Here is a 13,549-nt window from a genome sequence, read left to right as displayed (position 1 = left end):
CCTGTGCCTTCTTTTCTGTTTTCCCGGTCGTCTGCTGCTCAGTTAAGAGCCTGGAAAATTACCATGAACCCAACAGTCGATTTACCGAAAATACCATATGAACTGGAACACCATATTCAATAACAACAAGGAATTAACGGCAGCACAAACCAGGGAGATAGTGAATTCACACCCCGCTGAAACCTATCAGCTGATAGACGTAAGACAGCCCAGGGAGTACGCCGAAAATCATCTTCCCGGGGCACTGCTGATACCGCTCAACCGGATTGAAGAAAACATCGACAAGTTTGAGAACCAAAAAAAAATCATCGTCTACTGCAGGTCCGGAAACAGATCCAACGCAGCCTGCCAGCTGATCAGAGCTAAAAATTTTTCACAGGTTTACAACATGACCGGAGGCATCCTCAGCTGGGAAGGGCATACGGCTCGAGGAGCCGAGGAGGCGGGTCTTGATTATTTTCTCCAGGGCGATTTCGACAACGCCTTACAGATGGCTTATGGACTTGAGGTGACCCTGCAGCAGTTCTACCTGATCCTGGCCGAAAGAAGCGTTGTCCGCGACCAGATAGAGTTACTGCAGAAGATGGCATCTTTTGAAAAAGGTCATATTAACCGATTGCTCAGCGAAGCTCAGCGAACAGGGGTAAATATTGCGACTCAAGGTCAGCCCACCCTGCTCGAAGGCGGTCTGACCATCGCCCATGTACGCGAAGCGTTCGGTGCGCAGCTTGACACCATTGAGTCAATTTTTCAGTTGTCCATGATGTTTGAGGCCCAGGCCTATGATCTGTATACAAGGCTGATGCGTCGCACAGACGACTCACAACAGCAGGAATTCTATTACAAAATGGCACAGGAGGAGAAAAAACACCTCGACAGGCTGACCACAGCTTTTGACTCTCTGTAGTCTGTAGTACGGTTAAGCCGTTTATGGGCAGCATCGGGTCTCTTCTTGTCACACCTAACCACCAAACATTAACCAGGACCAATCATGAGTATCTTCAAGTATTCAGCGGATCAGCTCTATTCATGGCTGACATCCAGAAAAGAGATGACCGTTCTCGACGTCAGGAACAAGGTCGATTTTTCCAGATTCAGGGTAGAATCTCCTTATCCGTTTATTATGCAGAACATTTCCTACTTCGATTTCATGGAGATTGAAGACGAGTGCGTCGCCAAGATCGGCAGAGATAAACCGATCCGCATTGTCTGCGCCAAGGAAGGTTCGGCCAGATATGTAGCGGAAATTCTGAATAGACATGGGTTCGACGATGTCGGGTACCTGGAGGGCGGGATCAAGTCGTGGGGTAATCTGCTCGTTCCCTCCCTGCTGAATCCGGATGAAGAGTACCAGCTTTACCAGTTTATTCGCCCCGGGAAGGCATCATGTTCCTATGGACTCATCAACGGCCACGAGATGATGCTCTTTGACCCCTCAAGACAGACGGACTTCTACCTGGCTTTTGCACAATCCAACAACTGTACCATAACCAAAACATTCGAGACCCACCTGCAGGCCGACTACATTGCCGGCAGCAGACTCATAGCCGACAAATGCGGCGCACGGTTTATGGCCAATGAAAATGATTTTTCCGGAGCAAAAATCAATTACCGGAAACTGAGCGACGGTGAAGTTATCGACTTTGCCCGGTCGGGGGGAAGTATCCGGTCTGTTTTCACTCCGGGACACACTCCCGGGTCCACGAGTTTTATCATCGATGAAAAATTTATGCTGAGCGGCGATACCATCTTCATCCATTCTGTCGGACGCCCCGACCTGGGAGGGCAGGTTGACGCCTGGTCAGACACCCTCTTTGAGACGCTGCAGAAGATAAAAAGCTTCGACGACAATCTCATAGTCCTGCCGGCCCACTACATGGAATGGAACGAGGCCACCAAAGATCTCACCTTCGCCGCTACCCTGGCACAGACCAAGGCGTTTAACAGATCGATCTACGACATTGACGACAACAGCGATTTTCACGCCTTTATCAAATCTAACATGCGGGAACAGCCGGAAGAGTATGCCACCATCCGCCGTATCAATGCCAACCTGGAACAGGTCGACGACGACAGGGCCGAGGAACTGGACCTGGGTAAAAACGAATGCGCCGCCTCAGCCTATGCTGCGCAGCAGGCACAAAAATAACGGACAGACGAACCCTGGTCGCAACCCCAGGTAGCGCACCAATTCAAGACATGCGGATAAGAAACTTCCAGGCTCAGTTCAACCATTAATTACTCAACCTGTATGGCAAAGATATACAGCAGTTACGACGAAGAACCGGATCCGGTTTTTGAGCCGCTGACAGATCAGGAGTACTGCACCTTCTACGATCTCGAAATGGGTTCATATACGGAGGATGGGCGATATTACGACTCCATCCTCCGCAGGGACGGCAATTTTCTTGACCTCGGCTGTGGTACAGGACGGCTCACCACCATCCTCAACAGCCAGGGACGCACAATTATAGGCGCCGACAACAGTCTGCAGATGCTGAAAAAAGCAACGTCGGTCTGCCCGGAAAACCTTTTTGTCTGCATGGATATGACCATGATGACGTTTCAAGGTTTTTTTGACGCGATCATCATTGGCTACAACACCCTGAATATGTTGACCACCGAAAAAAAAGTGGTGCAGTGCCTTTCAGGCTGCCGAGACGCTCTGAAAATGGACGGCACAATCCATCTTCAACTGTACACCCCGACGCCAGATTTCTGCCTAAGCAACAACAAATCGTTTCAATTCCAATTACTCAGGCAACCTTGCGGCGGGTTGGTCATCAAGGAAATCCTCAAGCAGTTTACCGCAGATCATACGGTGACAATCGAGGAGCGATACCGCGTCAGGCCCACCCCAAATAAAGGCAAAAACAGAGAATTAAAAAGAATATACCGGGTAACTGGCTTTAGCGGCAAACGATGGCAGACGCTATTTTCCCGGTGCGGTTTTACCGTTGTCAACAGCTTTGGTGATTTTAACGGTACCATCTATGACCCCAGAAATTGCGGGAACTTCATTGCCCAACTCAAGCGGAGTTAATTTTTTTCTACTTGACCTATGTCAAGGCCGTTGAGACACTTGTGGCGTAGACTTCTTCTAAAGTTTTGAAAAACAAAGTGGTAATTCACTATCGGCTGCAACACAAATAAAGAACGATAATTCAACTCTTAGGAGGTTCAAATGTTCTGTAATCAATGCGAACAAACTGCCAAAGGAAGCGGCTGCACCAAGATAGGAGTATGCGGTAAAAACGATGATCTCGCGTCCCTTCAGGATCTTCTCACCCATGCCATGCAGGGTTTGTCCCTGGTTGCGGTTGAAGGTCGAAAGGTCGGCATCGTTGATAACGAAATTGACCGGTTCGCCCTTGAAGCGATTTTTGCGTGCCTGACCAATGTCGACTTCGACCCGCAGAGGTTTCAACAATGGATCAGCAAGGCCGTAAGTTTCAGAGAAACCCTGACAACCAGGGTCGCCGCCGCTGGCGGCAAGAGCGAGTTCGACGCCAAAGCCGCATCCTTTACCCCTGGGGCCAACCTTGCAGCCCTTATAGCCCAGGGCAAGGAGCTCGATTTCATCAACTCCCTCGATGACAACGAAGACCTCCGTTCGCTGAAACAGATCACCCTTTACGGAATCAGGGGTCTTGCGGCATATTCCGACCATGCGGCAATCCTGGGGAAGGAAAATGAATCGATCTATACTTATATATATCAGGCCATGGCTGAGATGACCAACACCGGACAGCCGCTCAATGAGCTGGTGGGTCTTGCCCTGAAGTGCGGAGAAACCAACCTCAAGGCGATGGAGCTTCTTGACGCCGGCAATACCGAAACCTACGGCCATCCCACACCGACGGAGGTTCCCCTCGGAGCCAAGGCAGGCAAGGCTATTCTCATCTCCGGTCACGACCTCAGAGATCTTGAATTACTGCTGCAGCAGACCGAAGGCAAAGGCATCAATATCTATACCCATGGTGAAATGCTTCCGTGTCACAGCTACCCTGAACTGAAAAAATACAGCCATTTCTACGGCCACTTCGGGACAGCCTGGCAGAACCAGGCGAAAGAATTTCCCGAATTTCCCGGGGCAATTCTTTTCACCACCAACTGTATCCAGAAACCGGCCGAGACATATAAAGACAACGTGTTCACCACCGGACTGGTCGGCTGGCCCGGTCTAGTTCACATCGGCAGCGACAAGGATTTCAGCCCGGTGATAGCAAAGGCGCTTGAGCTGCCGGGATTTACCGCAGACAGCGACAAAGGTTCGGTACTGACCGGTTTTGCCCGCAACACCGTACTGGGGGTTGCCGACAAGGTTATTGAAGCCGTCAAGTCAAAAGCAATACGACACTTCTTCCTGGTCGGCGGATGCGACGGCGCCAAGCCCGGGCGCAACTATTACACCAATTTTGTCGAAAAAGTTCCGCAAGACTGCATGGTTCTCACCCTTGCCTGCGGCAAATTCAGGTTTTTTGACAAGAAGCTTGGGGACATAGGCGGAATCCCCAGACTGCTTGACGTTGGCCAGTGCAATGACGCCTACTCGGCGATCCAGATTGCGGTGGCGCTGGCAGGAGCTTTCGAGTGTGACGTCAACGACCTGCCGCTGTCGCTGGTTCTGTCGTGGTATGAACAGAAGGCGGTGGTTATCCTGCTCACCCTTTTCAGCCTCGGGATCAAGGATATTCGCCTCGGGCCCTCGCTGCCTGCTTTTATCTCGCCAAACGTGCTCAACGTTCTGGTGGAAAATTTTGCGTGCAAACCGGTTGCCGAGACCCCCGAAGAAGATCTGGCAACTATTCTGGGGTAACGATTTATCAGCGTCTGTGACCCATAAGTAACAGGTCGTCATGCAGGGCGGAGCATCTTCATCGATGCTCCGCCCTTATTTTTTTATAGCTGGATTACGTAACAGTTCCAAAGGACAACCGCTTGTCATGACCTTTTTTGTTACCTTCGGGACAAATTTTAAAATAAGACAAAATTTCCATAATATTTTCAGGACTACTTGACTCAAATCAAAGAGAGATGCTTACTCTGTGGTAATATAAAGACATAAACGATGGAACGACCGTACAGGCCGATATGGCAAGGTCACTGTTATCCAAAAAAATTGTCTTACAGAGAGGAACTTCATGAAAACGGTACGAAAGATAATAAAAATTGATGAAGAATTATGTGACGGATGCGGCCTGTGCGTCCCTGATTGTGCAGAAGGCTCCCTGAAGATTATAGACGGCAAGGCAAAATTGGTGGCAGACAACCTCTGCGACGGTCTTGGCGCCTGTCTTGGCTCCTGTCCCACCGGAGCGCTGAAAATCATAGAGCGTGAGGCCGATGAGTTCGACGAGGAAGCGGTGGAAAAATATCTGGAACAACAGGAAAAGGATCAGGCAAGCGGTGCCGAAAAATTAAAAACCATGGACTGCGGGTGCGCCTCAACCCATATCCAGTCTTTCAAACCGGCCGGAGAGACCAAAACTGTTTCCCCATGCCAATCCGCCAATATGCCCAAGAAAATCGCTCCGGCGCAGTCGACCGACTCCGCCCTGACCCACTGGCCGGTGCAAATACGGCTTATTCCGCCCCATGCACCTTTTCTCCAGAACTGCGATCTTCTGGTGGCGGCGGACTGCACCGCGGTGGCGGCTGGGAATTTCCAGGGGGATTACCTGGAGGGAAAAACGGTTATGATGGGATGTCCCAAATTTGACGATGCCGAAAGCTATATCCAGAGGTTTGCAGAAATCATAGCCACCTGCAACCTGAAGAGCCTGACGGTACTGATCATGGAAGTACCCTGCTGCTCGGCGATGAGTGCAATTATCCGCCAGGCCATGGAGCGTGCCGGCAAGAACGTACCGGTCGAACAGATCACAATCTCCACCAGAGGCGAAGAGATCGCTCGCAAGTCCTGGTAACAATTGATTGTAAGGCAACACTTTTTCTCTTACTGACCCTCCGTGACCAGTAAGAGAAAAAGTGCAATCCGCCTGGAACCGCTCTTTTCACCGGATGCTTTCCCCGTGCAAAAAATACCCAGAGTATTCCGCAGCCCTGTGGCCAACGTAGGGTTATTCGATTCGATCCCCCCAACCCCTGTCGCCAGAAACTGATCGGCGGTTTTAATTCCCCCCACAGTGGTCACCAGTTACCAGTCCAGGCCGAGCCGTCCTTTGTGCTGATGTATACCTATTCCCAGCGGTTGCAACAGTTGGAACAGCGGTCTGCCGAAATAAAACAGTTCTTCTTCAAGGTTAAGATGATATTGCCGGACAACACCATCCCGGAACAGCAGATCGAAGTTGACCAACCCTTCAATTCTCTTTTTTTCCGATGCGGAAACCGCGCTTTTATCTTCGAGCAGGTTTTGTAAAAACGCCAGAGAACACTGCTGTTCGTGCTCCTTTATATAGGGAACGAGCTCATCGTCCTCTTCCATGATCGACAAGCGATCCAGAGTATTTTTCTCCATTATCGCCATAATTTCTGCCGTATCCCAGCATGTCAATACCCTGCATGCGTGCGGCCGGAAATCATAAATGGTACACCCTGTGTCCCTGTTATAGTAACAGCAGCACCAGGTATTACCGGTGCCTCGCAGCTTAATGAGCTCAACCCCGGCAGGCCAGACCCCTTGTTTTGTGGGATTATGAACAAGCTCCCCCTTTCTTATGGTGATAAGGCTGCTTTTTGGCAGTTTGCCACTTTTTATTTTATCCAGATCTTCAAAATGCAGGGCCGGTCCCCCTTCCTCACAGCAGCTGCCGCATCTCCGGCACCCTTCAGCCGATGCCTCGGTGTCGTCCATGTATGTTTTACCTGGCTGCGCCATATTGTTCCTATCGTTTTTGCCCCTCACCTACTCTTCCCCCATACAACTCTCAAGCCGCGGTTTCCCGTTGCCAAGAAACAACGCCGGTCACGGCTCCATGACATGAAATTTTTTTACCTTCAATAGCTTATAGACCTCAGCAGGCCTCTGCGTCGTCACCCGCATGAAGATCCTTGCGTCATCTTCCTTCTCTGCAAGTCGTATCAACCTGGTCAGAGGAATATTGTTGCGGTCAAGGAGTGCTGTCAGCTCGCTGAGGATATAGTCCCTCCCGTCGTCCTCCACTCCTATCAGAATCGAGCCTTCCTCCGCCACACCAAAAAGCTTTCGGTACGCAGCGGTCAGGTCGAGAAGAGAGAAGAACCCGATAACAACATCCTCTTCGCTGACAACCGGAATGCCACCTATTTTGTAGCGATCAAACAGGATAAGCGCATCATCGATGGAGGAATGAGGGTCAAGGGTCGCGCAAGTCGTGGTCATTATCTCTTCCACAGTGGTTTTGCCAACCTGCTCAAATGCAAGAACAGCATCAGATTTACTGGTCACGGATGACGGATATGCGGAGCGGAGATCTCTATCGGTAACCATCCCGATCAGCCTACTCCGGGAATCGATGACCGGGAGATGCCTGATACCGTATTCATTTAGTATCTGCCGCGCTTCCGGGAGGAGAGTGGACGAAGGTACGGTTATCGGATCTGATGTCATATATTCATAAATAAACATTGCACCTCCTCCCCGGCAAAGCCGGCTCCCTTGCGTTATCATAACGAGTCAACGTAAGACTCCTGAATATTTTCTTTTACACTGTTCCTAAAAGTATACCATATCGCAGGATAAATATCGTATATTCAAAGCAGTAAATCGTCAACGCCCCTGCGTTGTCGTATTTTTGTCCGTTTTTTTTAAAATAGAAGTCTCGGGTTGAGAAAATATCACCGTTTAGGTATGGTGTCGATCACTATATCCGCAAAACGCTTTACCCGTTAAAACTCTTTTTCGGCAACACTTTTCTCCACCGATCATGCACATTACATTTTACAAATCATCTCTGTGCCCGCGATGCTACCTGGTAAAACAGCATCTGCTTGGTTTCTTAAGCGATAACGCCGGCGCAAAACTTGAGGAAATAGATATATTAAAACACCCGGCAAGGACCTGGTCCGACGGCGTAAGGATGATTCCGGCAATCAAAATCGGCGCCAACGTCCTCAGTTCCGTATGGCTTGGCAAGAAAGACGTTATTGATTTTTTAACAAGCCAGAGAGCAAACCTGCCGTAACTCTATCCACCGTGAAAAACTTTTTAAAAAACAGCATCGAAAAGCTTGACCTGGTAGCCTGGCTTCTGGTTCTTTGTTTCTTTTGCGGCAGCGCCCTACTTTTCGGGGGAAACCTCCTCCTAGCGACAGTTGGCGCAGTCGGTGTCATTGTCGCAATGCTTCTTATCGGAATTTCCATTGAGATTATCATTGAATCCTTAAAGAATACCAAGGGCATCGGAACGTTGACAGGTTTCATAACCAACGGCCCGGAAGCCGTATGTCTGCTGGTAGGACTGGTCGCAGGCGATATCATCTTTGCCGCATCGACCCCCCTGGGTTCGAATTTCATGAACCCGATCCTTCTGCTTGTTGCTGCGATTGTTTGCGGACAGTTCAGTCGACTGTTCAGATCAAACCGGCTCTACACCATCACCACGGTATCCTTGACAACATTTGCGGCCGGTGGGTTCTTCCTTCTCCCCCGCTCATTCTATCTCTACTGGCTCGCAGCCAGTGTCGTGGTCTCCTCAACCCTGTTTTACCTCCGGCCGATGGAAACCGAACTGCCCCTGGAAGAACCTCACAGCTTCAACCCCAACTACTGGTTCCTACCTTCAATCGGCATACTGGTAGTCAGCGGATATTACCTTGACCCGATCGTCTCTTTTGCCGCGGCCAATTCACTTGCACCCAAAGGGGTCATAGGCTTTATCGTCCTGGCAACCCTTACCAGCTGGCCAGAATTCAAGTCATGTCTTGGCCTGTTGAGACGAAAGAAAATTCTTGCCGCAATACTCAACATTACCGTCTCCAACATCACCAATATCTGGCTGGCGGCAATAGGCGTGGCAACCTTTCTCGCAGGATTTTAACCGCCCACCCGAGTCATGGTTGAGCCGGACACCAGTTGCTTTCTTGAAGAATTCGGCCCCCTCCCGATCCACCGTCCGCCAACGGTAATGAACCGGGAGGGATACGAGAAGATGTCACTTCCTCGGTTTCAGGTTACTATGACGATTCAAACTGCTCAGCACAGCTTTTATTGACGCGACAATAATGTCGGTATCAACACCTATTCCCCAAGCCTTCAGCCCGTCGGGATACCTTATTTCAATATAGGCGGCGGCGTTGGCGCTGGATCCTCCTTCAAGGGCATGCTCATGGTAGCTGGTCAGCCGAAAATCACCCGTGATATTTTCCTTCAAGGCGGTGCAGAAGGCGTCAAGGGGACCATTACCTTTGGCAAAGATCTCAACGTCCCTGCCGTCTATCGATAACGTTGCTTCAATCTCCGCCCTTGATTCTGGGATCTCGGCACTGATATGCCGCTTGGCGACATGAAAGCCTTTCAGTTTATATGGGGTGTCGATTTTGAGATATTCCTGTTCAAACGTCTTGAAGATTTCTCTGCGCTGCAGCTCCCTGCCCTCTTTGTCGGTCACCCGCTGAATCACATTGCCAAATTCCGGATGCATCGACTTGGGCAGCTTGAAGCCGAAATCCTTATCCATGACATACGCCACCCCGCCCTTACCTGACTGACTGTTGATTCTGATAATCGACTCGTAGGTCCGACCGACGTCGGACGGATCTATTGGCAGGTAAGGAACCGCCCAACGTCCTGAGTCGCCATCCTGATAAGCCTGCATCCCCTTGTTTATTGCATCTTGATGGGACCCGGAAAAAGCAGTATATACAAGTTCCCCGGCATACGGATGACGAGGGTGGACCGGCAGACGGCATATGCGCTCGTAAACGTCGATCAGTTTGTTTATATCAGAGAGGTCGAGTTCAGGGTCGACTCCCTGGGTAAACATATTCAGCGCCAGGGTGACTATATCGACATTACCGGTTCTTTCCCCGTTACCGAACAGGGTCCCTTCGACCCGTTCTCCGCCTGCCATCAACGCCAATTCCGTTGCCGCCACCGCGCACCCCCGGTCATTGTGGGTGTGCAGGCTGATTATTGCCGACTCGCGATCGGTCATGTTGCGACAGAACCATTCTATCTGATCGGCATAGATGTTGGGGGTGGCAAGCTCAACCGTTGCCGGAAGATTGATAATCAACCTGTTTTCTTTGGTCGGCTGCAGGACCTCCATCACCCTCTCGCAGACCTCAAGGGCAAATTCGAGCTCGGTGCCGGTAAAACTTTCAGGAGAGTATTCATAACGAAATCGGGTTTCAGGATATTTTTTTTCTTCCTCCTTGAGAAGTTGCGCCCCCTTGACGGCAAGCTCGACAATCTCCCGTCGGTTCATGCGGAAAACAGTTCTGCGCTGAAGAACAGAGGTTGAGTTGTACAGATGAACGATAACTTCCCTGGCACCTTTTATCGATTCAAACGTTTTATGGATGAGATGCTCCCGTGCCTGGGTGAGAACCTGTATTACCACGTCCTCCGGGATGAGGTTCTGTTCTATAAGCACCCTGGTAAACTCATACTCCACCTCCGAAGCTGAAGGAAAACCGACCTCTATTTCCTTAAATCCCATACCGGTGATGAGACGAAACATTTCAAGTTTTTTCTCAAGATTCATTGGCTGAATCAACGCCTGGTTGCCGTCACGCAAGTCTACGCTGCACCAGGTCGGAGCCTTTTCTATCCTTTTGTCCGGCCAGCTTCTCTGTGGCATGACTACCGCAGGATAGGGACGATATTTGTTGATATATTTCTGTTTCATCGCATCTCCTTGTTTTACGACAGATAAATCGGTCAAAAAAAAAGGCCACGGTTTTTCAACCGTGGCCTCGGGGGAATAATTTTGCCAGCTTAGCGCAGACTACAACTCCTCCGCATTAACCACGGAACGGGTTAACGAGTCACTTAGGAGAAGAGATAGTAGCGAGTTTATAATTAACATTTTGTTTTTTATTGTCTGTAACCTGATTCGTACGATTAAGATTTACATCTTGTTGAATTCTTGTCAAGCTGATTTTCTGCCATCCCCCTGCATTTGTGAAAAAACAGCTATTGTTTTTCAGCTCTTGGCGTATTCAAAGGGCATCTTTCACCGCCTGACCAAAGATTGATGGACGCACCACTGTCGACAGCGAAATTGAAGTAACCTACGGTTCTTTGCCGGTTGACAGAAACAGGTTCGACAGATATATTTTGCTCTTGCTTAAAATTTATTGATGCACCAAGCATTTTTTTCAAATGACAAACAATTATCAGTAACAAGGAAATGGTCTGATGGGTAAAATTACCGGAGCCCAAGCAATAGTCAATTGTCTTCTCGAGCAGGGAGTTAAAACCATATTCGGATATCCCGGGGGAGCTGTTATCGATCTCTACGATGCCCTGATGGGTTCTGAAATCAACCACGTCCTGGTTCGTCACGAACAGGGGGCGGTGCATGCTGCCGACGGCATGGCCAGGGTGACCGGAAAAGTGGGAGTGGCCCTGCTCACTTCCGGGCCGGGGGCAACCAACGGCGTTACCGGCATTGCCACGGCATACATGGACTCTATCCCGCTGGTTGTCCTGACAGGACAGGTACCACGGGTTCTTATAGGCAACGATGCTTTCCAGGAAGTGGATATTGTCGGGATCAGCAGACCCTGCACCAAGCACAACTATCTCGTCAACAAAATTGAAGACCTGGTGCCTACCTTGCGGGAAGCGTTCCATATCGCCAAATCCGGTCGTCCGGGACCTGTTCTCGTAGACCTGCCCAAAGATCTCATGTCCGGCGAAATGCTCTATCCCCCGCAAAGACCTGTTTCTTTGCAGAGCTATCAGCCAAACTACAACCCGCATCCGTTCCAGGTACAAAAAGCATGTAAGAAAATGATCGCCGCCAAGAATCCGGTGCTCTATGTCGGCGGCGGTGTCATCTCGTCAAACGCCAGCAAGGAGCTGACAGAACTTGCAACCAAGTTGAAAATTCCGGTGACCATGACCCTCATGGGTCTCGGCGCCTACCCCGGCGACGCTGAACTGTCAATGGGCATGCTGGGTATGCACGGCACCTTTGCCGCCAACATGGCGGTTGCCAAATGCGATCTCCTTATTGCGGTCGGCGCCAGATTTGATGACCGGGTGACCGGAAAACTCGATGATTTTGCAAAGTATGCGAAGATTATCCACATTGATATAGATCCCACCTCAATCAGTAAAAATGTCAAAGTCCACGTTCCTATAGTAGCCGACTGCAAAATGGCTCTGACGGCCATCAACAAGTGGCTTGACGAAAACAGTGGTATCAATTTCGATGAAGAACCTGACCGGAACTGGCCGTGGCGCGAAACCATCCGCGAATGGATGTCAAAACATCCCCTCTGTTACAAGGAAAATGATTCCATAATAAAACCCCAGTACGTGATTGAAATGCTCCATAAACATACCGGGGGAGAGGCCATCATCACAACGGAAGTCGGCCAGAACCAGATGTGGGCGGCACAGTTTTATAAATTTGCGCATCCGCGTCATTTCGTCACCTCCGGCGGACTGGGCACCATGGGATTCGGACTTCCGGCGGCAATTGGCGCACAGATGGCGTTTCCGGGCAAGATGGTCATTGACGTTGCCGGTGATGGTTCGATCCAGATGAACATCCAGGAGTTGGCAACCGCCAAACAGTATAATTGTCCGGTTAAAGTCGCCATTCTCAACAACGGCTTTCTCGGAATGGTCCGCCAGTGGCAGGAGCTTTTCTACAACAAGAGATACGCCTCAACCACCATGAATGTGACACCGGATTTCGTGGATCTGGCAAAAGCATACGGTGCGGTAGGTCTCCGGGCAACAACCAAAGACGAGGTTGAGCCGGTTATACAGGAAGCACTGGCGACAGACAACATCGTACTGATGGATTTCAAGATAGAAAGAGAAGAAGACGTCTACCCCATGGTCCCGGCGGGTAAAGCGACTACAGAAATGTTGCTTGTTTAGTCTTCTGCTATCAAATCTATTATTATCAGGATCTTTAAGATGAAACATACTATTTCTGTACTGCTGCAAAACAAACCCGGAGTGCTCTCAAGGGTGACCGGCCTCTTCAGCGGGAGGGGGTTTAACATCGAAAGTCTCTGTGTCGCCGAAACTCTTGAACCCGGGGTGTCATGCCTCACCGTTGTTTCCAGGGGAGACGACGCTATTATCGAGCAGATCACCAAGCAACTGCATAAACTGATAGACGTAATCAAAGTAACCGATATCGCCGGTAAAGAATATGTTGAGCGGGAGATGGTGCTGATCAGGGTCAAAGCCGAATCCCATACCCGCGCCGAGGTGCTGCGGATCATAGACATCTTCAGGGGCAAGGTGATTGACGTCAGCGCCAGAAGCTATGCCGTTGAAGTGACCGGCCCCGCATCAAAGATCCAGGCGGTTATCGACATTCTCAGACCGATCGGCATTAAAGAGATTGTCCGTACCGGCACCATCGCCATGGCGCGCGCCAGTAAAACAAAATAATATTCAGCCAAAACGG

At 50.1% G+C, this 13,549-nt stretch carries 12 protein-coding genes; 9 read left to right on the top strand and 3 right to left on the bottom strand.

The genetic code is table 11. The annotated features are described in order from the left end of the window. The first annotated feature begins 97 nt into the window (after window positions 1–97). From BLQ17_RS05650 to BLQ17_RS05630, 5 genes are all read left to right on the top strand, one after another. Window positions 98–907 (top strand): rhodanese-like domain-containing protein, encoded by an 810-nt coding sequence (locus BLQ17_RS05650; RefSeq protein ID WP_092220668.1) that lies wholly within the window; start codon window positions 98–100, stop codon window positions 905–907. An 84-nt stretch (window positions 908–991) separates the two neighbouring features. Continuing rightward, entirely contained in the window at window positions 992–2,149 is a 1,158-nt protein-coding gene (locus BLQ17_RS05645) for an MBL fold metallo-hydrolase (RefSeq protein WP_092220666.1), read from the top strand. 102 nt (window positions 2,150–2,251) lie between these two features. Next, window positions 2,252–3,043 (top strand): class I SAM-dependent methyltransferase, encoded by a 792-nt coding sequence (locus tag BLQ17_RS05640; protein WP_092220664.1) that lies wholly within the window; start codon window positions 2,252–2,254, stop codon window positions 3,041–3,043. 141 nt (window positions 3,044–3,184) lie between these two features. Next, window positions 3,185–4,819, top strand: a complete 1,635-nt coding sequence (gene hcp, locus BLQ17_RS05635; protein ID WP_092220662.1) for a hydroxylamine reductase — start codon at window positions 3,185–3,187, stop codon at window positions 4,817–4,819. A 325-nt stretch (window positions 4,820–5,144) separates the two neighbouring features. Next, window positions 5,145–5,930: an ATP-binding protein gene (locus BLQ17_RS05630; protein ID WP_092220660.1), complete on the top strand. Its 786-nt coding sequence runs from the start codon at window positions 5,145–5,147 to the stop codon at window positions 5,928–5,930. 230 nt (window positions 5,931–6,160) lie between these two features. Here the strand turns inward: BLQ17_RS05630 and BLQ17_RS05620 are convergent, their stop codons facing one another. Both BLQ17_RS05620 and BLQ17_RS05615 read right to left on the bottom strand, forming a co-directional pair. After that, window positions 6,161–6,820 (bottom strand): YkgJ family cysteine cluster protein, encoded by a 660-nt coding sequence (locus BLQ17_RS05620; RefSeq protein WP_176761102.1) that lies wholly within the window; start codon window positions 6,818–6,820, stop codon window positions 6,161–6,163. Window positions 6,821–6,931: 111 nt separating this feature from the next. After that, window positions 6,932–7,573 carry a CBS domain-containing protein gene (locus BLQ17_RS05615; RefSeq protein ID WP_092220655.1) on the bottom strand — a complete coding sequence of 214 codons (642 nt, stop codon included), beginning with the start codon at window positions 7,571–7,573 and terminating at the stop codon, window positions 6,932–6,934. A 298-nt stretch (window positions 7,574–7,871) separates the two neighbouring features. Here BLQ17_RS05615 and BLQ17_RS05610 point away from each other — a divergent pair, with 298 nt between their 5' ends. Together BLQ17_RS05610 and BLQ17_RS05605 are read left to right on the top strand one after the other, a co-directional pair. After that, window positions 7,872–8,129, top strand: coding sequence for a thioredoxin domain-containing protein (locus BLQ17_RS05610; RefSeq protein ID WP_092220653.1), 258 nt, complete (start codon window positions 7,872–7,874; stop codon window positions 8,127–8,129). An 11-nt stretch (window positions 8,130–8,140) separates the two neighbouring features. Beyond that, entirely contained in the window at window positions 8,141–8,983 is an 843-nt protein-coding gene (locus BLQ17_RS05605) for a sodium:proton exchanger (protein ID WP_092220651.1), read from the top strand. 114 nt (window positions 8,984–9,097) lie between these two features. On the opposite strand, the gene leuA is transcribed toward BLQ17_RS05605, so the two are convergent. Next, the gene (gene leuA, locus BLQ17_RS05600) at window positions 9,098–10,795 is read right to left on the bottom strand and encodes a 2-isopropylmalate synthase (protein ID WP_092220650.1); all 1,698 of its coding nucleotides are present in this window, start codon (window positions 10,793–10,795) and stop codon (window positions 9,098–9,100) included. Window positions 10,796–11,307: 512 nt separating this feature from the next. On the opposite strand from leuA, the gene ilvB reads away from it, so the two are divergent. Continuing rightward, window positions 11,308–13,008: a biosynthetic-type acetolactate synthase large subunit gene (gene ilvB, locus BLQ17_RS05595; protein WP_092220648.1), complete on the top strand. Its 1,701-nt coding sequence runs from the start codon at window positions 11,308–11,310 to the stop codon at window positions 13,006–13,008. A gap of 39 nt (window positions 13,009–13,047) precedes the next feature. Beyond that, a complete protein-coding gene (gene ilvN / locus BLQ17_RS05590; protein ID WP_092220646.1) occupies window positions 13,048–13,533 on the top strand; it encodes an acetolactate synthase small subunit in 486 nt (161 codons plus the stop codon). Window positions 13,534–13,549 lie beyond the last annotated feature (16 nt).

It is taken from the genome of Desulforhopalus singaporensis (assembly GCF_900104445.1).
GTDB classification, from domain to species: domain Bacteria; phylum Desulfobacterota; class Desulfobulbia; order Desulfobulbales; family Desulfocapsaceae; genus Desulforhopalus_A; species Desulforhopalus_A singaporensis.
Note: the sequence above shows the minus strand (reverse complement) of the source record. Positions and strands in the feature narration are given on the sequence as shown.

Coding starts and splice junctions, on each gene's coding strand:
- BLQ17_RS05650 (WP_092220668.1), top strand. CDS start 98: ATGAACTGGAACACCATATTCAATAACAACAAGGAATTAACGGCAGCA.
- BLQ17_RS05645 (WP_092220666.1), top strand. CDS start 992: ATGAGTATCTTCAAGTATTCAGCGGATCAGCTCTATTCATGGCTGACA.
- BLQ17_RS05640 (WP_092220664.1), top strand. CDS start 2,252: ATGGCAAAGATATACAGCAGTTACGACGAAGAACCGGATCCGGTTTTT.
- hcp (WP_092220662.1), top strand. CDS start 3,185: ATGTTCTGTAATCAATGCGAACAAACTGCCAAAGGAAGCGGCTGCACC.
- BLQ17_RS05630 (WP_092220660.1), top strand. CDS start 5,145: ATGAAAACGGTACGAAAGATAATAAAAATTGATGAAGAATTATGTGAC.
- BLQ17_RS05620 (WP_176761102.1), bottom strand. CDS start 6,820: ATGGACGACACCGAGGCATCGGCTGAAGGGTGCCGGAGATGCGGCAGC.
- BLQ17_RS05615 (WP_092220655.1), bottom strand. CDS start 7,573: ATGTTTATTTATGAATATATGACATCAGATCCGATAACCGTACCTTCG.
- BLQ17_RS05610 (WP_092220653.1), top strand. CDS start 7,872: ATGCACATTACATTTTACAAATCATCTCTGTGCCCGCGATGCTACCTG.
- leuA (WP_092220650.1), bottom strand. CDS start 10,795: ATGAAACAGAAATATATCAACAAATATCGTCCCTATCCTGCGGTAGTC.
- ilvB (WP_092220648.1), top strand. CDS start 11,308: ATGGGTAAAATTACCGGAGCCCAAGCAATAGTCAATTGTCTTCTCGAG.
- ilvN (WP_092220646.1), top strand. CDS start 13,048: ATGAAACATACTATTTCTGTACTGCTGCAAAACAAACCCGGAGTGCTC.